This window comes from Acidobacteriota bacterium, from assembly GCA_016703965.1.
Taxonomy (GTDB): Bacteria; Acidobacteriota; Blastocatellia; order Pyrinomonadales; family Pyrinomonadaceae; genus OLB17.
On sequence record JADJBB010000002.1, the window covers coordinates 444810 to 464663 of the forward strand.

At 51.2% G+C, this 19854-nt stretch carries 17 protein-coding genes; 11 read left to right on the forward strand and 6 right to left on the reverse strand.

From position 1 onward, the window contains the following. Nucleotide 1 precedes the first annotated feature (1 nt). The 7 genes from IPG22_02125 to IPG22_02155 all read left to right on the forward strand — a co-directional run bounded on the left by IPG22_02125 (nucleotide 2) and on the right by IPG22_02155 (nucleotide 6303). Nucleotides 2-469, forward strand: a complete 468-nt coding sequence (locus IPG22_02125) for a transcription elongation factor GreA (protein MBK6587105.1) — start codon at nucleotides 2-4, stop codon at nucleotides 467-469. 59 nt (nucleotides 470-528) lie between these two features. Continuing rightward, on the forward strand, nucleotides 529-1176 hold the full coding sequence (locus IPG22_02130; GenBank protein MBK6587106.1) for a CDP-alcohol phosphatidyltransferase family protein: 648 nt from the start codon (nucleotides 529-531) through the stop codon (nucleotides 1174-1176). After that, nucleotides 1173-1604: a hypothetical protein gene (locus IPG22_02135; protein ID MBK6587107.1), complete on the forward strand. Its 432-nt coding sequence runs from the start codon at nucleotides 1173-1175 to the stop codon at nucleotides 1602-1604. Before IPG22_02130 ends, IPG22_02135 begins: the two co-directional genes overlap by 4 nt. Next, the gene (locus IPG22_02140; GenBank protein MBK6587108.1) at nucleotides 1604-1891 is read left to right on the forward strand and encodes a hypothetical protein; all 288 of its coding nucleotides are present in this window, start codon (nucleotides 1604-1606) and stop codon (nucleotides 1889-1891) included. The genes IPG22_02135 and IPG22_02140 overlap by 1 nt, the downstream gene beginning before the upstream one ends. Before the next feature lie 68 nt (nucleotides 1892-1959). Next, entirely contained in the window at nucleotides 1960-3474 is a 1515-nt protein-coding gene (gene accC / locus IPG22_02145; protein MBK6587109.1) for an acetyl-CoA carboxylase biotin carboxylase subunit, read from the forward strand. A 12-nt stretch (nucleotides 3475-3486) separates the two neighbouring features. After that, complete coding sequence (locus tag IPG22_02150; GenBank protein ID MBK6587110.1) at nucleotides 3487-3696, forward strand: hypothetical protein; 210 nt, start codon at nucleotides 3487-3489, stop codon at nucleotides 3694-3696. Nucleotides 3697-4191: 495 nt separating this feature from the next. After that, nucleotides 4192-6303, forward strand: a complete 2112-nt coding sequence (locus tag IPG22_02155) for a phosphatidylserine/phosphatidylglycerophosphate/cardiolipin synthase family protein (GenBank protein MBK6587111.1) — start codon at nucleotides 4192-4194, stop codon at nucleotides 6301-6303. Nucleotides 6304-6442: 139 nt separating this feature from the next. Here IPG22_02155 and IPG22_02160 read toward each other — a convergent pair whose 3' ends face one another. From IPG22_02160 to IPG22_02180, 5 genes are all read right to left on the reverse strand, one after another. Next, nucleotides 6443-7144 (reverse strand): C40 family peptidase, encoded by a 702-nt coding sequence (locus tag IPG22_02160; GenBank protein ID MBK6587112.1) that lies wholly within the window; start codon nucleotides 7142-7144, stop codon nucleotides 6443-6445. Nucleotides 7145-7561: 417 nt separating this feature from the next. Then, on the reverse strand, nucleotides 7562-7918 hold the full coding sequence (locus IPG22_02165) for an iron-sulfur cluster assembly accessory protein (GenBank protein MBK6587113.1): 357 nt from the start codon (nucleotides 7916-7918) through the stop codon (nucleotides 7562-7564). Nucleotides 7919-8032: 114 nt separating this feature from the next. After that, entirely contained in the window at nucleotides 8033-10957 is a 2925-nt protein-coding gene (locus tag IPG22_02170; GenBank protein MBK6587114.1) for a S9 family peptidase, read from the reverse strand. A gap of 66 nt (nucleotides 10958-11023) precedes the next feature. Further along, a complete protein-coding gene (locus tag IPG22_02175; GenBank protein ID MBK6587115.1) occupies nucleotides 11024-12319 on the reverse strand; it encodes a hypothetical protein in 1296 nt (431 codons plus the stop codon). 48 nt (nucleotides 12320-12367) lie between these two features. Beyond that, nucleotides 12368-13450 carry an Mrp/NBP35 family ATP-binding protein gene (locus tag IPG22_02180; GenBank protein MBK6587116.1) on the reverse strand — a complete coding sequence of 361 codons (1083 nt, stop codon included), beginning with the start codon at nucleotides 13448-13450 and terminating at the stop codon, nucleotides 12368-12370. Nucleotides 13451-13557: 107 nt separating this feature from the next. On the opposite strand from IPG22_02180, the gene IPG22_02185 reads away from it, so the two are divergent. The 3 genes from IPG22_02185 to IPG22_02195 all read left to right on the forward strand — a co-directional run bounded on the left by IPG22_02185 (nucleotide 13558) and on the right by IPG22_02195 (nucleotide 16105). Further along, nucleotides 13558-14505 (forward strand): hypothetical protein, encoded by a 948-nt coding sequence (locus IPG22_02185; protein ID MBK6587117.1) that lies wholly within the window; start codon nucleotides 13558-13560, stop codon nucleotides 14503-14505. 22 nt (nucleotides 14506-14527) lie between these two features. Then, nucleotides 14528-14782, forward strand: a complete 255-nt coding sequence (locus tag IPG22_02190) for a hypothetical protein (protein ID MBK6587118.1) — start codon at nucleotides 14528-14530, stop codon at nucleotides 14780-14782. Between the two features lie 222 nt (nucleotides 14783-15004). Next, entirely contained in the window at nucleotides 15005-16105 is a 1101-nt protein-coding gene (locus IPG22_02195) for an NAD(P)-binding domain-containing protein (GenBank protein MBK6587119.1), read from the forward strand. 293 nt (nucleotides 16106-16398) lie between these two features. Here IPG22_02195 and IPG22_02200 read toward each other — a convergent pair whose 3' ends face one another. Continuing rightward, nucleotides 16399-17640, reverse strand: coding sequence for a hypothetical protein (locus IPG22_02200; GenBank protein MBK6587120.1), 1242 nt, complete (start codon nucleotides 17638-17640; stop codon nucleotides 16399-16401). Nucleotides 17641-17994: 354 nt separating this feature from the next. On the opposite strand from IPG22_02200, the gene IPG22_02205 reads away from it, so the two are divergent. Further along, nucleotides 17995-19833, forward strand: a complete 1839-nt coding sequence (locus IPG22_02205; GenBank protein ID MBK6587121.1) for a HAMP domain-containing histidine kinase — start codon at nucleotides 17995-17997, stop codon at nucleotides 19831-19833. Nucleotides 19834-19854 lie beyond the last annotated feature (21 nt).

A 19854-nucleotide genomic window follows, 5' to 3' on the forward strand; every position in this document is an offset into this window, starting at 1 on the left:
TATGGAAGATATTAAGAAAAAACTTCAGGCGGAATTAGACCTGCTTGAGCACGAATTACACTTTAAGCTCCCCAAAGATATTCAGCACGCACGAGAATTCGGCGATCTAAAGGAAAATGCCGAGTATAAAGCTGCGAAAGAACGCCAGTCGATGGTACAGGCACGGATCAGCCAACTACATCAGCGAATGATGGAGGTTGACTCGATCGATCTGTCCAAGATCCCGACGGACACCGCGGCCTACGGCTCGACCTTGGTTTTGTACGATCTTGAAAAAGAAGAAAAAGTTACCTATAAGCTGGTCACCTCTGAAGAGAGTGCTCCCGAAAAAGGCCTGATCTCGACCGTCTCGCCGATCGGCCAGGCCCTCATGGGCAAAGAGGAAGGCGACGAGGTCAAAGTAAAGACCCCGACCGGTTGGCGAAATTTTGAGATAACGCGGCTGAGGACGATACACGATAAGGATTAATCCAAAGTCCAAGTCCAAAGGCTTTGGACTTTAGACGTTTGGACGTTGGACCAACGAGAATGTTTGGAGCGAGCATAGGACGAGGAGCAATGAGCATCATCAATGCGATGGTGCGGGCTCTCGCTTCGGCTGGCATTCCTCCGAACGTTCTGACCACGATCGGCGTAATAATCAATCTGGCGTGCGGCGTCCTGTTCGGATTCGGTGAATTCTTTTGGGCCGGCATCGTCTTGATCGTCGCGAATCTCTTTGACATGCTCGACGGCAATGTCGCGAGATTGACAGGGCGAGTAACGCGATACGGCGGGTTTCTTGATTCGACGCTCGATCGGCTTTCGGATATGGGGGTCTTTGTCGGAATAATCATTTTTTATTCCCGCAACACGCCGGAACATTCGGTGCTCAACGTCGCGCTTGCCGGGATCGGCATGGTTGCTTCAGTCTTGGTGAGTTATACCACGGCTCGGAGCGAGGGGCTGGGCGTAAAAGCCAACGTCGGTTTCCTTGCACGGCCGGAACGCGTTGTGTTGTTCATTATAGGAGCATTGTCGACGTGGGATTGGAACTCAACAGCATTTCTTGCGAATAGAATGCCGCAGGTATTGTGGGTTTTAGCTGTTGGTTCCATGTGGACGCTGATCCAGCGAATGATCTTTATCCGTCGCGAGTTGATGCTGATGGATAAGAACGAAAAAGAGAATAAATGAGTTGGCTCACGCGGTTTTGGGAATCACTAACTCTCGAAGGTGTCCTCATCGGCGTCGTCCTCTTTCTTGTCTCGCTCGGCTTGAGCTTTGGAGCGATCGCTCTCGTGATGGTCAAGGTTCCGCCGCACTATTTTAGTTCGAGGCACGACCGCGATTTTCTCCCCAACAGCCCATGGCTCGTGCGTTGGGGAGCCGTCATCGCTAAGAACATCGCCGGCGTTTTTCTAATTTTACTAGGAATTGTTCTCTCGCTGCCGGGCGTTCCCGGACAGGGGATCTTAACTATACTGCTTGGCGTGATCTTTCTCGACATTCCGGGAAAAAGGCCGATCGAGGCGCGTATCATTAAACGTCCCGCGGTTCTCTCAGCAATAAATAGACTCAGAGCGAAGTACAACAAATCGCCGCTCGAGCTGGATGAAGATTAATGGGAATAATCGACAAACTCCTGCGACGAAAGAAGCCCGATCCGGATGCACGCCGCCGGATGCTGCTCGCCACTGGACGCATTACCGACGGCGTTATCATCGACAGCCAGATCGAGCCGTCCGGTGAGGAACTCATCTATTACACATACACGCTGAACGGCGTCGATTTTGAATCGTCAGACATTCTTACAGCGGAGCAACGACGCGATCCGATCAGATATGCTCCGGGAGCGAGAGTCGGAATCCGTTACGATCCGAGGAATCAAGGCAATTCGGTTGTGGAGTAAATTCGGAGAACGAGTTTTAGCTAATAGCTTCCAGCTATCAGCTATTTTGAGAGCAATAATAGCCATCGATGTTTAAGAAAATACTCATTTCGAACCGAGGAGAGATCGCCTGCCGTGTGATCAGGGCGTGCCGTGAGATGAAGATCGCGACGGTCGCGGTTTATTCAGATGCGGATAAAGATGCTTTGCATGTGCGGATGGCGGATGAAGCTTTTCATATCGGGCCGCCGCCTTCGGCTGAGAGTTATTTGCGGTGGGAGAAGATAATTGACGTTGCCGTGAAGAACGGCGTCGAGGCGATACATCCGGGCTATGGATTCTTATCAGAGAATGCTGATTTTGTTCGAGAGGTGACGAAGGCCGGGATCACATTCATTGGCCCCCCGCCCGAAGCTATGGAAGGGCTGGGCGGGAAGATGTCCGCACGAAAGATCGCGATCGACGCCGGTGTGCCGATCGTTCCCGGCACGACCGAGCCGCTCGCGTCGTTTGAAGAAGCGAAAGTTACTGCTGCCGAGATCGGTTATCCAGTCATGCTCAAGGCTTCTGCCGGCGGCGGCGGGAAGGGAATGCGGCTGGTATTCGAAGAATCGGAACTAAAATCCGCACTCGAAAATGCTCAGGCCGAGGCTCTCGCCGGATTTGGTGATGCTGAGGTTTATGTTGAAAAAGCTGTCGTTCGACCGCGGCATATTGAGATCCAGGTTTTTTCGGATACGCACGGAAATCACGTCTATTTGGGCGAACGAGAGTGTTCGATCCAGAGACGGCACCAAAAAGTGATCGAGGAAGCCCCGTCGCCGATCAATTCCGCCGAATTGCGAAAAGCAATGGGCGAATGTGCAGTTAAGGTCGCCAAGGCGGTTGATTACGTCGGAGCCGGAACAGTCGAATTCCTTGTTTCCGATCTCGACCGCTCATTCTATTTCCTCGAAATGAACACGCGTCTTCAGGTCGAACACCCTGTGACGGAACTCGTAACTGGAATCGATCTCGTTCGCGAACAGATCAACGTCGCGTGGGGCGAAAAGCTTTCGTTCACGCAGGAAGACATTCAGATCAACGGCCACGCGATCGAATGTCGTGTCTATGCGGAAGATCCGGACAGCAACTTCATGCCTTCGCCGGGCAGAATAACGCGTCTGAGACTGCCTCAGGGGCCTGGAGTTCGTGATGATGGTGGCGTTTATGATGGCGCCGAGGTTTCGATCTATTACGACCCGATGATCTCGAAGCTCGCGGTTCACGGCCGCGACCGAGCCGAAGCCATCGATAGAATGCGGCGGGCTCTAATGGAATACGAGGTCGGCGGGATAAAGACGACGCTGCCGTTCTTTCGCGATGTGATGGACGATCATGAGTTCATCGACGGGAAGCTTGATACAGGATTCATTCCGAGGTTTTTTGAACGGAACTCATCCGGCCAATCGAATGAAACTGAACGTGACATCGCGATCATCGCAGCCGCCTTGGCACATTCAAAACCACGGGCCGCCACCTCGCCTGCCGCGAACGCGGAAAACGGCCGGCCCGGTAAATGGGCTCTGGCGGGCAGACTCGCCCAACTGAACGCCCGCATTTGATAATATTAAGATATGGAAGAACTCTTGAAGCAGCTGATGGGAAAGAAGATCGACGTGACGTGCGGTTCGAACGCGGCGTTTCGCGGCGACGTAATTGATGTAAAAGGCGGCGTACTCTACCTCCGCGACGAAGACGACAAGGTCGCATACGTTTCCGTTGACATGATCGCAGTCGTTTACGAGATCAAAGACCAACACACCCGTCCCGGGTTTATCAGCTAGAGATCAGCAATAACCAAATAATTGAGAGGCGGTCGTATAAGGTAGCCTCCTGAATAAAACCGGTATTAAGGGGCCGTAGCTGTTATTTGTCCTGCTTTCTGAATCGGAATGTCCGGGCGGAAACGGTCAATGGCCTCTCGGCATTGGTGCACTTGTCTTGTGCCAGCACCACTGCGAACGGCTTTTTAGGAAAGGGCTAGCGTGGATATTTCCCGGCAAATGATGGGAATTCTCCGCATAAGTTCCGGAAATACTCGCTCATATACGCCTCCGCAACTGCTGTTTAGGGAATTGGTGCCGCGTGTCAACACCTGAACGCGTGTCAGACCGCCATCTTAGCGAACAATATGAAGAATTAGGTGTTTCAGCAAAAGATCTCTTTCCGAACTGGCACCAATTTTGCGTCGATAGTGAATAGGAACGATGTCGGTAGCTATGAATTTCATTACGGTATAGAGTCAGGTTCCTCGCTCGCTTCATGATCGACGGATCTTTATGAATTCAGTATTTCCAGCAATTCTATTTATGATCGCTCTCTTTGCACCGACCGTCCTCGGGCAGGTGACTCCAGATCAAAATGAGCTGCTGCAAAAAATGTACAAAAAAGATATCGAAATGGTCAGGGCCAGAAGAGCTCTTCAAATTCACGAACTTAGACGTAATGTTCAGAATTCCAAGGAAGCATTGGAATCGAAAAAGACAACTCAGGTACTTGAGGAGGGCGAGCGATTTATCGACCAGGCGTTTCAGCAGATCATGGATCTAGATCCACACGATCAAAGCCTAACGATCTTGAAGTCACAGTATGAAGGCAATTTTAGAAATAACATTCGATCCGTACAAATAAAAGAGCTTTCTAAGATGGATGGCCGGGAGGTTATGATCGATTCGATCGGAGTTGAAACGAACTTCATTAGATTAAAAAACCTATTGGCTGGAGGCGAACAATTTGAAGGCAGGTACATCACTGCCAGAGTCGTTTGTGATGGTGAATACAGGATCAAGACGGGACTGATCTTTCGTTCAAAAAAGGCAGATCAAGTCACGGAATTTAGATTAGAAAAGGGTGACAAGAAGTTTGCTGAACTTGCCATGTCGCCGGCGAAAGAAAAATGTTCGGTAAATGTTGAAAACCGAACCGGGGAAAGGGCCACTTTTCGTTTTGTAAATGAAGATCAGGTCCTGAACGATGATCTGAGATCGATGTCAAGGTCATTTGAAGTGTGCGGCCTGCCAGAATATTCCGGATCAGACACGAGCAAACGATTCTTCTTAACAGATACACTCAATTCATTTTCATGCCCGCAGAAAATGGAGAACTTTAGAACTCTGGAGGAACCACTTGATGGCCTCCAGGAAAAGGCAAGGGCACTTTTAGGTCTTGAACTTCCGGCTGAGATGATCGAAAAACGGGATCCCTATTTCCCACTTGATTTCTCACGGGCTCCCAAGCTCGACGCCATCTATATTTCTTATCTTGTTTTTAGATTGGATTACTACGGAGCAGTCATTGAAAGGCTCATTCGCTATCACGCCGGAAGGGGAACTCAAATTAGGATCGTTGTCGCGGATGTGGTCACCCTCGATAAAGATAGAAAGTCATTGGACGAACTGCAGTTTGATTTTCCCAAAAATGTATCCGTGAAATATGCACGTGTGGATGGTGCCGCGATAAAGAGCTTTCCTGATTGGGTCAATCAGTTTCACCGTGCGATCCATATGAAAACCTTTATTACTTATTCAAAAAGTGATCCAGAGTCCAATATGGCGGTGATCGGTGGGAGAAATATTCACGATGGTTTTATCTTTAAGACGGCATCTAACCTTGCTAGTTTTCCAGGCCTGGTGCAGTACGGGAAAGGGAAAGGAGCAGACGAGTCCTTCTGTCGCTGGACCGATTTTGAACTATCAATCAGAGATCAAGCTGTTGTCAAGACGCTGATCGGACAGTTTCACACCGTTTTTGACAATGATAATGATGAGCAGCTTTTTAGAAATTATTCGATCAATCTAAAAAACGGGAAAGTAGTAGGTGACGAGTTTTTCACAAGCGACAAGCCAATGGTAAGGCACTTTATCTCTGTGCCTTATCGAGACGGCCAGGAACTTGAGAATTATGTTGCTGGATTGATCGACTCTGCTCAGAAAGAAATTGTTATCTCAACCCCATATTTTAATCTAACTAAGAAATTGACCCAGTCGTTTTCGAACGCAGTCAAAAGAGGTGTGCACGTCCGTCTCGTCACAAGAATTAATCTCGAAGGTGATACAGCCGCATGGGTACTGCTGGAAGCGGTCAACAAAAAGGCCATCAATAGGTTTTATAAGCAATTTGAAATTTATGAGTTTAGTAGTCCGGCCGACATTTTACATTCAAAGATCATTCTTGTTGATGGAAAGCTGTCATCGATAGGCTCAGTGAACCTAAACCAAAGAAGCTTCAAACATGATATTGAAAACGTTATGTTGGTTTACTCACCAGAATTTAATCAAAAAATGATGAAAATTATGGACGGGTATATGAAAACGACCAGAAAGGTAGAAGCCCCGGTCAAAGAAAGCCTTATTCCAAAGATCATCGTTCATATATTTCGGTCTGTTCTGTAGCCGAATATCGCGTCACGCCTGGCGGCATTTCTTAGATCGAATAAAACTACTCGCCCTTTTTCGATACGAATTTTCTTCTGCTTAAAACAAAAAAGCTGCCCGTTTAGGCAGCTTCCTAAGGATCGGATAGCGAGACGATCTACTTATTATCCAGGGTCGGAGCTTCTGGGTTTAATTTTCTGAAACCAACGATGCGGCTGGCCCAGTAACCTTTGAAGGGCGAGTAGGTAATGCCTTTGCTCGACGACGCATGGTAAAAGCCGTTCTCATCAGCAACGATCCCCATATGGCCGAGGCCGTTCAGGAATACCAGAGTGCCGAACTTAAAGCGGTCATCGCCGGAAACCGGTTCCGACTGAGCCCAAAGGCTGCGAGCACTCGCCCGTGTGAAGCCAATACCGGCTTCCTGAAAGGCGGCCCAAACAAATCCTGAACAATCGTAGGTGTTCGGCCCGCTCGAACCGTAGCGGTATCGGATGCCGTAGCGGGACTTGATCGCCTGATCGAGTCGAACACTGGTCGATGCGCTGTATGCAGCCTTTCCGGCCGCGGCCAAGCTGGCGGAGCTCGTCGGCATTGATGATCCAGTATTGTTTACGAGCGGTTCGTATGCCGGATCGACGTTTGGTTTGACTACATTAATTGAATTTGTGAGCGTAGGACGTGAGGATGATGTTCTTACCACTTCGACCGGCTGCGTGGGTGCCGGCATGTTCGTTGGTTGGCTTCCGGTTGACTTGACTATGCGATCGCGGCCTTGGGCTGCGGCTTTTCCCGTAAAACACACGGCAGCGGCGACGACGCAAACCGAAATAAAGAGCATCTTTCTTAAAACTATCAAATCGTATCTCCAGTAATTGAATTTTGCGGTTGGCCGGGAAGATCTGAGGAGATGGGCAATAAGCCTCACCATCTATATAAAACGATAAACGCAGAAACAATTCCTGAAACTTCAAGAATCTCGTTTATTGCAAACTCAAATTTATATCCCTTATTAACCTTGAAACTAGCAAATAAGATTATGCCCCATCAGAAATGGATATGCAAACAGGCAGAAAAAGTTATGGTTTTCCGGTAGAAAACCGCCCGCTTTCGCGGGCGGCTTGTCATCCATCACCCCACCTTGAGCCTTCAGCGTTCCTTTAGTTGTCTGTATGTTTCTAGAACAGACTCAATCGCCTATTGCTTCCAACAAAACATCAAAAAGGCCCGAAAATAAATTCGGGCCTTCGTTATGTTAACTAAAAAAGTGCAAGACTTATGCCGAGAACGACGTTCCACAGCCGCAGCCGCCGGTCGCATTTGGATTCTCGAATGTGAATCCCGAGCCCATCATATTGGTTGTGTGGTCGATGGTGATACCGTTAAGATATTGGGCCGAGAACATATCGACGAACAGGCGGATGCCTTGCTTGTCCATAACGAAATCACCCATTTTCGACTCTTCCTCGATGTTGAGGCTGTACTGAAAGCCCGAACAACCGCCCGGCACAACGCGAACACGAAGCCCGGCTGTTTCCGGCAGGTCATCCTCGTTGGCGAGGAATTTCTTGATCTCTACCGCTGCGCTATCTGTAACTATTAATTCGACTGAAGGTGCTGCAACTGCTGCCATTTTTTTGTTTTCTCCTTAACTTCGTGCGTAAGTTTCCTCAACGAAGCGAATCCTTACTTTAATGTAAATAATAAAGCAAGTTATGCCAAATTACAAGCATAACTTGCCCCGCGATCAATTTTTCGGAGCCGTGCCGGCCGGTTGGCGGTACTTTTCTTTCTCTTTCTCACGCTGCAAATATGGGATTCCTTTCTCCATCCATTCCGGGGCCGGAGCACCCTTCAGGAAGTGGTCGAAATATTCCTTCATTCGCCGCGAATAGTCCCTTTGGTTCTGCCTCTTCCTCAGACCGTGTGGTTCGCCGTTGTAATTGAAGAAATAGACCTCTTTGTTCAAACGCCTGAGCGAAAGATAGAATTCGATGCCCTGATACCACGGCACGGCATCGTCGCCGTCGTTGTGAAGCATTAGAACCGGCGTCTGTACTTTTTCGATGTAGAAAAGCGGGGAATTTTCGGTAAACAACTTGGTCGAATTCCACGGTGTTCCGCCGATGCGGCTTTGGGTTCGTTCGTACTGGAACTGTCGCGGCAATCCCGTTCCCCAACGGATGCCGTTGTACGCACTGAACATATCCGCGACCAAAGCTCCCGGTGCAGCGGCCTTGAATCGGTTGGTCTGCGTAATCATGTAGGCGATCTGATAACCGCCCCAACTGTGGCCCTGAATGCCGATGTTCTTCTCATCGACAAAGCCCATTTTCGCAACCGCGTCGACGCCAGGCAGGACGCAATTCAACGCGCTTTTGCCCGGATAACCGATCTTGTAAACGATGTCCGGCATGAAGACGACGTAATCGTTGCTGGTGTAAAAGCTCGGATTGACGTTCTGGCCGACGTTCGGGTTTGCGAAATTATGGACCGTATCCGATAGTTTCTCGTAAAGATAAACGAGCATTGGATATTTCTTCTTCGGATCGAAATTTCCTGGTTTGAACAACACGCCCTGCAGCGGAACACCGTCGGCACTCTTATATTTGATCAGCTCCGACGTTCCCCAGATGAACGGATCACGCTGAGCATCGCCGTTGCTGAGCTTTTTCAGATCCTTAAAATCACCGCCCGTCACCCACACGTCCGGGAACATATCGAACCGCGAAGCCTGTACCATCATCGTGTTCGTATCTCGAGCCTTTGTCGGCGTTGTGAAATTCTTTGCGTCCATCGCCAGTCTTTCCGGCGAGCCGTCGAGTTTGACGCGGTAAAATCCGGAATCGCGGGTCTCTTCGTTCTCTGCCCGAAGCAGCATATCCTTGCCCGGTTCGACGAATCTTTCGTCCGGATCGAGCCTAACGTAGCGAAGCTCCGTTTTTTCCTTACGGCCGATCCCGCCGGTCAGCATTTTCGCTCCGCTGCCGTCGGCATTTGCCTGCCAAATGTCGAATCGGTCATAGATCAGCACCTGCTTGTCGTCCTTGGTCCAACCGGCGAGTCCGTAGGATGGTGCGGCACTCGGGGAATCGTGATCCTCGCGGGTGAATTTTACGTTGATCTTATTGGTTAGATTTGTGACCTTGAGATCCGGGATCGAGATCGAATTCCAGTCTTTGCCGTCAAAAAACACGACATATTTCGCACCCGGCGACCAGCTCATGCCGAACTGCAGAGACTGACGAAGCATTTTGCGCGAACCGTCAACCGTATTCACCAGATAGTAATCCGTGAAGCCCGGATCGTAGTTTCCGCGAATTCTATACGAACGGTCGTCCGTGCCCAGAGCGTAAAGTCCATTCGAACTTGGGATCACATTCTCCATCGTCCTGTCAGCGAGCTGGACGAATTTCTTGTCCGCGATGTGCAATACCGCTCGGTACGAACGGTCGCGGTCCGCGATCATGCGGACCTTTTGCTGCGGCTGGACGTAATCGTCCTTCCAGTGCCAGAGATCGGCGACGACCTTTTCTTCATCCGGAACGGCGTTTGCCGGATCCGGTTCAGGATCGGGCGGCGGAGCGTTGCTGATGAACAGGCGGCTGCCGTCGTATGAAAACGCGAGCGAGCCTTTTTCGCTCACGACGAATTCAGGACGAAATCCAGCCGTCTTTACCGAAACGACCTCGCTTGCCGATGGAGCAGTTCTCGCCCAGTGATAGACCGAAAACTTCGGCTGTTTCGCTGTCGCATCGACTTTATCGCTGATGAACGCAGCCTGTTCCTGCTTTTCGTCCCACGTAAATTTGATATATTTTCCCGGTCCTGAGAGTAGTGCGACCGGTGCCGCGTCGCTCTGAGGGGTCACCGCATATGCTCCATTTGTTTCTTCTTTTTTTGATGAAACTGCGTAGAGCAAGGTCTTTGCATCTTTAGCGAACGAGTACTCCAATACATCCGCGAACGTGCGGTCTTTACCGTCAGAAAGTCGGCGGAGGATCAGAGTGCTTCCGTAATCTTTTTTCTTTGCGGGAGCTTGCGGAGCTGCTGGGGCAGCGGTGTTCGAGTTTGCATTCGGGCTCGGCGAAGCGGCAGGCTCGGGCTTGCCGGGCTCTTTTAGGATCGCGACATAGCCTGATCCATCCTCGGGAACCTGGAAACTCTTCACTTCCTCGACGCGGGTGACCTTGCCGTTAGAAAGATCCATGATGCCGAGAGCTGTTTTCGGCATGTCTTCGGGCTTTTTCTTGTCTTTTCGGGCTTTGAGAATGACCGCTTTTTCGGGTTCGAGGTTGAAGAATGCGTACTTGCTGTCAGCCGAAAATACCGGTCGCAGAAGACGTCCAAGTGCCGCGAAAGCCTGCGTTGCGGCCGGATCTGACGGGTCGGGCGGTGGAGTCGGCGGGCGGTAGCCGCGCGGTACGCGGTATTCGGTCGTCCCCGAAGTGCTGCGGACGAAAACCTCGCCGTCGCCATCCTGGGCCTGCATCACGTAGGCGACAAACTTGCCGTCACGCGATATCGCCGTACCCTGCAGGCCTTTCCACGCGTCGAAATCCTGAGCTGTCAAAGCTCTTTTGCCGCCGGTCTGCGCGAGCAGCGACGAAGTGACGAGACTAAAAAGGCAGAGCGTGAATACACTCTGCCGCAAACGTTGAACCAGCTTCAAAGACATATTTCTCCGTATTAGTTAGATTTTTTTGAACTATCCAAAGATAACACGGAGAAAGCGATATCAGCGAATCTTTTCGAGCAAACCGCCGATGATCTTATCGATCGCAGCTTTGACCGCATCTTCGCTTTTGCCTTTGACCTTGACCGAGGCACTATCGCTGGCGACGACGGACTTGCCGTCTTTTCCATATACAGTGATCGTGATCTCGGCCTCAGTGTCGCCGAGTTTTGCCGCATCATCCGCACCGGTCACCTTGCCGAAAAGGCCGCCGATCTTGGCTCCGCTTGATTCTTTTACCTTCTTTACTTCGAGTGCTATGAAGTTTGCGAAATTACCGCTCGCGACCGCCGAAGTAGAATTGACCAGCGTGCCGGTCATACCGGCGTCGTAAACCTTGCTGGCAACGTAATTTCGGATCGACGGCTGATCGACCTTGGACGCGTTGCCCGTGAGAAAATCGATCGCGATCATCTTCTTATCCGGAATGTTACCCATGCTCACGGCCGCCGGCAGGCCGGCGGTTTTTGACGGGTTAGAGGAAGATCCCATCGAAGCCATCGGGGACATATCCATTTTGGTGAGGGCATCCATTGACGCGGCTTCTGTATAACCTTTCGGTATTTCGAATAGTGCCTGATCGAGAGTCGCTTTCGACAGCGCAGTGGTCTCGACGCTCGATGTCGTCTGGAGTTTGTCGTCCATGTACATCTTCATAGTACCGGTGAGCAAAAAGCCCGGGTCCTGCATACCCTTGATGATCATTTTCGGACGGCAGCCGCCGGTGTACGTCGGGCCTTCAACCCGCGGTGCCTGACAGCGGTCCTGCTGCAGAACGAGGTCGACGTACCAGCCTTCGGTTTCCATCCGCATATTTGAACGGCCCTCGCAACTGTCGGCTGAGGCTTCCATGGACTGGACGTGTTTCAGCCATTTCGCCGTCATTCCGAACATCTGCTGGCGTTTGCCGGAATCGGTAACGATGGACGAAACCGTCATCGTTCCCTTGATCGTGACTTTTTCCGCCGGACGCCGGATCTTCTGCTCAGGTGTTAGAGATGTCCAGTCGTACGGGTCGACAAAGTAGAGCTTTTTCGCGTCGCTGAGCGAAACGTCCTGTTTCAGGTCACACTGGCTGATATGGACGACGTTTGGCATCATCTGAGCCATCATCGCCATCGTCTCAGCGTCGCCCTCCATTACCATCTTGCTCTCACGGCGTTCGCGAACGCCCTTAGAATAAACGGTCGTTTCCTGGCCCATGCCCTGCATCGTCCGTTTTTGCGTGATCTTGTAATCGGCAAACGCCGGCAAGACCGTCAGGGAGAAGATCAAGATAATTCCGATAAATTTCTTCATGTCCGTATAACCCCTTTTGTTGAAATGATGATAGAGAGCTTAAAAGCGTTATCCGGCACGCGTCAGTATCGTAAGCTCGGGCTTCATCGCCTCGATCGAGATCTGGCGGGCGACTTCTTCGGCGACCTTGTCGAAGGCGAGTGCCTGCGGCGAGTCAGGGAACGAGACGACGACCGGAATGCCTTTGTCTCCGCCCTCGCGGACTTCCATGCCCATCGGGACCTCGCCGAGGAAATTGAGGCCGTATTCGTCGCACAATTTCTGGCCGCCGCCGGTGCCGAAGATGGCGTACCTGTTGCCCGTGTCAGGTGCGATGAAGTACGACATATTCTCGATCACGCCGAGCAAAGGAATATTGACCTGCTCAAACATTTTGACGGCACGGCGAACGTCCGACAGCGAAACTTCCTGCGGAGTCGTCACCAGAACAGCTCCCTGAACCGGTACAAGCTGTGCGAGCGAAAGCTGCACGTCGCCCGTTCCAGGCGGCATATCAACGATCAGATAATCGAGCTCGCCCCAATTTACATCGCTCAAAAACTGCCGCACAACGCCATGAAGCATCGGCCCTCGCAGTATCATCGGCTTGTCGGGCGGAACGAGAACGGCCATCGAGATCATTTTGACGCCGTGTGCTTCGATCGGAACGAGCTTGCCGTCGAAAACCTCGGGCTGATCATAGCCCGTGCCGAGCATCATCGGAACGTTCGGCCCGTAAACGTCAGCGTCCATGATGCCGACCTTCGCTCCGTCCTTGGCGAGGGAAACGGCGAGATTGACCGCGACGGTCGATTTGCCGACGCCGCCTTTGCCGCTGGAGACGGCGATAATATTTTTGACGCCGGGAATGGCGATGTTGTTCTTGATCCCACGGCCCTGCGGCACCTCAGCGTCCATTTTGACCTTGACGCTGGTTACGCCCTCGAGCCCGCTGACGATCTCGATCGCCTGTGCCTCCATCAGCTCCTTCACCGGGCAAGCCGGCGTCGTGAGCATGATCGTGAACGACACATCGCCGCCCGAGACCACGAGATCGTGAATAAACCCGAGTGTGACAATATCCTTTCGCAGATCCGGGTCGATGATCTGACTAAGGCCTTCTAAAACGCGTGCTTCTGTAATAGTGCTCATTTAATTTTGTTAAATTAGATTGTAACAAAAACGCCGCGACAACACGCAAGTTTCAACGGTGTGCTGCGCGAGTGACATTCTGGACGCAAGGATTTACGCTTTAGATAATGAGTATCAACGAATACGAACAAATCAGATCGGGCGGCGCCGGATATTACGAACAAAAACGCGGCCTGATCGCCGTTTGGGGCAAGGAAGCCATTCAATTCCTCGATGGCCTGATCACCAACGACATGAAAACGCTCGCGGACGGAGCCCAAATGCTCGCGGCGTTCCCGAATGCGCAAGGCCGGCTGCTCGCAGTCGTATGCGTTTTGCGACAGGGCGATAGGTTTTTGTTCGAGACCGAGGACGCGACGCGGGAAAAGTTATTCGCAAATCTTTTTCGGTTTACGTACGCGGGTGATTTTTTTGTTGAGGATCTCTCGGATAAATATCGGTATTTTGAAGTTTTCAACGGTGACGGGTCAGTACCACCTGCGGCGGTTGTTGGGCCTACCAACAACACTGGCACGTTTTCTGTGCCAGAACCGGGTGGGGCCGTTTTCACCGGAAGCGGATCAACCGGTTATTTTGTGGGGACGGATCAAGCCGACACCTTTGCCTCCGGTCTTGCCGCTAACGGAGCGGTCCAGATAGATGACGACCTCTACGAAATCCTCCGCATCGAGTCCGGCATCCCAAAATACGCCATCGACATGGACGAAACGACCATCGTCCCCGAACTCGGCCTCGACGGCCTGATCTCATACAACAAAGGCTGCTACATCGGCCAGGAGATCATCGCCCGCATCCACTTCCGCGGCCACGTCGCCAAACGCCTGGCCGGGCTCGTGTCAGAACCGGGAGCGATAGCGACTGGGTTCCAAGCCGGAGCGGAACTGACAACTGTAGAAGGGAAGAACGCGGGACGAATAACTTCTGTCACATTTTCGCCAAAGGTCGATAGAACGATCGCCCTCGCTTTTGTTCGATATGATTTTCTTTCCGCTGGAACGGAATTGATCGCAGGCGAAGCAACATGCACGGTGACCGATCTGCCTTTTATTAGCTAGAATGAATATTGCTCAAATCAATATGGAACAACTAGACATCGACCTGCCCAACGCAAAACTCGCGTACACCATCATCCAATCGCTCCTCGACGGCCACGAGGCTCTGAGCGACCTGCTCGTTCTGATGTCACACGCTGTTGACCCCGAAGTGCTCAAGGCGATGACGAACACGGGCGAATGGGAAAAATATCTCGAATCAAAACGGGTTCTTGAGAATACGCATTTGCAGATTGAGAAATTGACTGAGGTGTTAAAGGAACTGGAAAATGCATCGTAGGATTGCCTGCAGGGGGAGCGAAGCAATGTAGCTCCGTTAGGAGCGATATGTTTGTAGATAGGCGATCGTTCACTTCGCCGGAAGCCCCGGAGGGCGGAAGAAAAAGGGGGGGGGGGGTTCAGTGTCGCTCCTCCGGCTGACTGTCGATCGCCTCTTTTACAACTTTCGCTCCTAGGGCTTTTCGGACTCGACGTGAAGCGGTGTATTTGCCTGATTAAAACAATGGCCGACGAAATATTTGACCTTATAATCATCGGAGCCGGTCCGGCCGGAATCTCAGCCGCCTACCAAGCCAAAAAAGCGGGGCTATCGAACCTTGTCATCGAAAAAGGCCTGATCGGGAACACCATCTACAATTACCCAGTCGGCCTGACCGTTTTCTCGACCACCAACGAACTCGAATTCAACGACGGGGACCTCAAGCCCGCTCGCGAAAAGCCAACGCGGGAGGAACTGCTGTCATATTACGTGCGGTTTGTTTTGGATAATGGATTGAATGTTCAGACAGAGGAAACCGTTCTTTCCGTGAATTCCGTGCGTTCCGTGGTTAATTCTGAAGAATATTTAACCACGGAACACACGGAACACACGGAAGACACGGAACAGGAAGGAGAGGAAGGGAATTTTGCCGTGCTTACAAGCAAAGGCGAGTATTTGGCCAAAAACATCCTCTTCGCCATCGGTTCCATGGACTATCCGCGAAAGTTGAATGTCCCAGGCGAGGATCTGCCGCATGTTTTTGATAATTTTAAGGAAACCTATCCTTGGGTCAAGAAAAAAGCGTTGATCGTTGGCGGCGGGAATTCGGCCGGCGAGGCGGCTTTGTTTCTGGCTCAGGAAGGTGCGGACACAACGCTCGCAATTTTTCGCTCCGACTGGGAAAACGACGATCCGAAGCAGGGCTGTATCAAATACTGGGTCAAACAGCCGCTCGAACAGGAACTGAACGAGCATTGCCTCAACCTTTTCTTTCTCGGCAAGGTCCTCGAGATCCGCCCCGGCGAGATCGATATGGAGAACGAGAACGGCGACCGTGTGACTCTCGCCAACGATGTGGTTTTCGTTCTGATCGGCTCAGATGCCGATCTGTCGATGATGAAGTCGCTCGGCGTTGCGACGCGTGAGGGAAAGTATGGCGAGGTTCCGGTCTATGATCCGGAAACTTTCGAGACGAATGTCCCCGGCGTTTTCGTCGCCGGACATTTCACCGATCACCGGCATATCAAAGGTGCGATCGACGCCGGAAAGGCCCTCATCCCGCAGCTTGCGACACGCCTCAGTTCCAACTCCGACAAAACACGTGAGCCTCAGAAAAACGTTTGACCAATCTCCGAAATACCTCTACCAAACTTGCACACTAACTTTACCGATCCCTGAAAACATCAACGACAGAGGCCGGAATTTCGTTATTAGGAAGTGCAGCAAATACAGCACTTACGAGTTTTAAAACAGTCAAAATGAAAAGTGTGAAACGATTCACACTTTATTGACGGCTTAAAATGGGCTACTTTGACGCTGCTTTTACAGACACAAAAATTCACATAAAGATCTTCCCCCAAAAACGAAAAAGGCTGCCTTTTTCAGACAGCCTTTGAGTTGAATTAGCGATCGGGAATTTACTTATCGATCACGGGCTTTGCCATTCTGACTTTGACGTTGTTGTTCTGAAATTTTTCCGAGATGTTGGCAGGATTAATTTCGTAGTTGGTCACGTCAAAAACCTCATCGGTAGCACCGCCGACGCTGCGCGTCCATTTGTATGGAAGCTGAACGCCGTTCACAGCGCGGTAGTCTGAGAATTTGACGGTGTATTCTGCCATTGGGCCTGCATCACCGCTGATGGTGCGGGTGAACATCACATTGCCTTTCGGCTCTTCGCCGGCTTTTGGAGCGATCGTACGAGCGAAGATCATCGGCATTTTCGGTGCCGAATAGCTCATCATGACAGGCAGATTTGACGATTTGCCGAGGAAAATCTTGTACGAGGTTCCGGCGAATTCAGCGACGACGATATTGCAGTCCGTACCGTCAACGCTGCTTTCGCCGCCAAAGGTGTAGCTGACATCCATTCCCTGCGGAGCGGTCAGCAAGAGGCTGAGCGTCGTGCGGAGAAGTTCATTGTCACGCGGGCCGCCGGCTGGGCCGCCTGCGATCGCACGTTCCATAACGACGTCCTTGCCGTCGATATTGAAAGTCTTACCGTCTTTTGAAGTGAAGGTCGCGTTTCCACCGGTTCCATCAGCTTTGTGAAGGATGATCGTCTGGCCTTCGCCGCCGCCAACCTGCTCGATCGTGCCGTCAGCATTTTTCTTGAGCGTAATGGTGTGAGCACCTGCAGGCATTCCGGGATGATCTGCTTTCGTCACAAACTTTGCAGCTTCATCGCCCGTCAATTCCTGAACGGTGCCGTCATCTTTGCGGATAACGATCTTGCGAGCAACCGCACCGCCGCTGTTTCCATCGGCAATGATCTTCATCTTCTGGCCTTCTTTTGCCTCGCCAACGACCACGACATCGACTTGTTTGTCGATTCGTTGTTCGACAAGTCCATTACCATCGCCGTGTCCGATCTTGATCGATTTCATGAGCTTGTCAGGGAACTGAAGAGCGATCTCGGTCTCGCCCTGTTCTGATCTGTCAGTACCATCGACCTTCACCGTGCGTGTCGTCTGGCCGACGAGGCGGAGGCTCTGGACCGCATTGATCGCGGCATCGCCGCCGATCGCCACGCGAGCCTTGCGAACGAGGTCAAGTGCCTTTTCGTCAGACTTGAATTTAGCCCCGACATTATCCACCAGAGCACCGAGGCCGACAAAGAACACGGCCACCGTAAGAATTGTAATTGCGAATCTTTTCATAAATTTTACCTCCGAACTATTTCGAATTATTCCTTTAATGCCAAGTAACCTATCACGAATATTGGATCTGTAGTTAATGACTGTGAAAATATCCGTTCGGTTACGCCGAATGTATTTTGGGACAACGGCCTTGGGGCCATGTCGGTTTCTACAACATGGATTATGCTCCACCAGTTTTCGCGGGTGATTAAGAGGACGCAAAGAAAATGTTAAGAATGTAAAATGTGCGAAAAGTCCGTTGTTTGTTGATCGTTGATAATTGCATAATGCAGGTGGCGATCGTGGATCGTTGATGGTTGTTCGCTGTAAACAAATTCGCAACGAAAAACTATCAACGATCTACGAACAGATCCTATGAAACGTTCGTGGTCTACAATTTTATTGGTCTTGGGGCTAACCGGTTTGCTTGTTCTGCTTGGCGGCCTTCAGTATCGTTGGTTGAGCCAGATCAGTGAATCTGATGGTGAAAAAGCCCGGAAACGCGTACAGGAACAGGCCGATCGATTCGCGGCGGACTTTAATCGCGAGATACAGAACGTTTATTTTAATCTCCAGACCGGGCCGGAAAGCTGGAAAAGCAGGGACTGGAAGGAGTTTAATGAGCGATACGATTTTTGGCGGGAAAAAGCAGCCTATCCTGATCTGGTCACGGATATTTATTTCTTTGAGGACAAACCGGAAACCGCTCCGCTAAAGTACTACGCGGCGGGCAAGACCTTTGCGGTTGCTGAGATGACACCCGATCTGAGAGGGCTTCGCGAAAAATTCTCAAACGATAAGACATTCAAGCCTATCTACGGCGATGAATTGATGTTGGTCCAACCGATCCACGAAATGGCCACGAAGCTCGATCGAGTAGTCGTGCGTACGAGCGGGCGAACCGAACCGCATAATCGCATGATAGAGGATGGACCGAAAAAGTACGGCTATCTAGTGATCAAGCTCGATCCCGCAACTGTTAAAGAAAAGATACTGCCTGATCTGACGACAAAGTATTTTGGCGACGGCGAATTTAAGACTGCTGTGCGTGACAATGCCGGAGATGCTGTATTCCAGGCGGTTAGCGGCGAGACAAGCGATGCCAAGGCCGCCCTGCTGAATCTCGCGCCGGATAATTTTATGTTTTTCGGCAACCGCGAGCTGATGACGTCAATCAAGCGTGACACGGGAGAGCTGGCGGAAAAGAAACCTGGCGTGGTATTAAATTCCAGGATCGAGACCCACAGCTTTAACCGGATTGAGACCAAAAATGGTGAGCCGGGCAGCATGACGATCGAGATCAAAAAAGATCCGAAGCCGCGAACTACTGTTTTCACCGCGACAACCACCGGGAATCTGGAACCGGGGCCGTGGACGCTTTTAGTTCAGCATTCAACGGGCTCGCTTGAGACTTTTTTGACCACAACGCTGCGTCGAAATCTCGCGATCGGTTTTGGCATTTTGTTTCTGCTTGCGGCGGCGATCGCAGCAGTCGTTTTTTCGGCCCAGCGTGTTCGGATGCTCGCCCAGCGGCAGGTCGATTTTGTTTCGAGCGTGTCGCACGAATTTCGTACGCCTCTCGCAGTTATTTACTCGGCCGGCGAGAATCTCGCCGATGGCGTAGCCAAAGAAGACGGGCAGGTCTTGCGCTACGGCAATCTGATCAAAGGCGAAGGCCGAAAGCTGTCGGCGATGGTCGAGCAGATATTAGATTTTGCCGGAGCAAATTCCGGACGTAAGAAATATAATTTTGCTGAAACGCCTGTTGCATCGATCGTGGAAAATGCGCTGCTCGAATGTGGTCCGCTTATCGAAGAGAAAGGGGTCGATGTTGAAACGAAAATATCGCCGAGATTGCCGCTGATCATAGCTGACGGCTATGCCGTCAGCCAGGCAATACAGAACCTGATCGTGAATTCGATCAAATACGGCAATGGCGACAAACGGGTTCGCGTTACCGCATCAAACGGCGGCGGGAAGGTAAAGATCTCTGTCGAAGACCACGGCATCGGCGTTTCTAAAGGCGATCTGAAACAGATATTTGAGCCGTTTTATCGCTCTAAAGACGTGGTCGATGCGCAGATCCACGGGAATGGCTTAGGTCTTTCGCTGGTCAAGCAGATCGCCGAGGCACACGGCGGACGAGTGTATGCCGAAAGTGAGCTTGGCCGTGGAAGTAAGTTCACTATCGAACTGCCGCAAACCGAAAATTAGCCACAGAGATCACAGAGACAA

Excerpts from the sequence above, each read along its gene's own strand:
- IPG22_02125 (MBK6587105.1), top strand. The coding sequence starts at position 2 with ATGGAAGATATTAAGAAAAAACTTCAGGCGGAATTAGACCTGCTTGAG.
- IPG22_02130 (MBK6587106.1), top strand. The coding sequence starts at position 529 with ATGTTTGGAGCGAGCATAGGACGAGGAGCAATGAGCATCATCAATGCG.
- IPG22_02135 (MBK6587107.1), top strand. The coding sequence starts at position 1,173 with ATGAGTTGGCTCACGCGGTTTTGGGAATCACTAACTCTCGAAGGTGTC.
- IPG22_02140 (MBK6587108.1), top strand. The coding sequence starts at position 1,604 with ATGGGAATAATCGACAAACTCCTGCGACGAAAGAAGCCCGATCCGGAT.
- accC (MBK6587109.1), top strand. The coding sequence starts at position 1,960 with ATGTTTAAGAAAATACTCATTTCGAACCGAGGAGAGATCGCCTGCCGT.
- IPG22_02150 (MBK6587110.1), top strand. The coding sequence starts at position 3,487 with ATGGAAGAACTCTTGAAGCAGCTGATGGGAAAGAAGATCGACGTGACG.
- IPG22_02155 (MBK6587111.1), top strand. The coding sequence starts at position 4,192 with ATGAATTCAGTATTTCCAGCAATTCTATTTATGATCGCTCTCTTTGCA.
- IPG22_02165 (MBK6587113.1), bottom strand. The coding sequence starts at position 7,918 with ATGGCAGCAGTTGCAGCACCTTCAGTCGAATTAATAGTTACAGATAGC.
- IPG22_02175 (MBK6587115.1), bottom strand. The coding sequence starts at position 12,319 with ATGAAGAAATTTATCGGAATTATCTTGATCTTCTCCCTGACGGTCTTG.
- IPG22_02180 (MBK6587116.1), bottom strand. The coding sequence starts at position 13,450 with ATGAGCACTATTACAGAAGCACGCGTTTTAGAAGGCCTTAGTCAGATC.
- IPG22_02185 (MBK6587117.1), top strand. The coding sequence starts at position 13,558 with ATGAGTATCAACGAATACGAACAAATCAGATCGGGCGGCGCCGGATAT.
- IPG22_02190 (MBK6587118.1), top strand. The coding sequence starts at position 14,528 with ATGGAACAACTAGACATCGACCTGCCCAACGCAAAACTCGCGTACACC.
- IPG22_02195 (MBK6587119.1), top strand. The coding sequence starts at position 15,005 with ATGGCCGACGAAATATTTGACCTTATAATCATCGGAGCCGGTCCGGCC.
- IPG22_02200 (MBK6587120.1), bottom strand. The coding sequence starts at position 17,640 with ATGAAAAGATTCGCAATTACAATTCTTACGGTGGCCGTGTTCTTTGTC.
- IPG22_02205 (MBK6587121.1), top strand. The coding sequence starts at position 17,995 with ATGAAACGTTCGTGGTCTACAATTTTATTGGTCTTGGGGCTAACCGGT.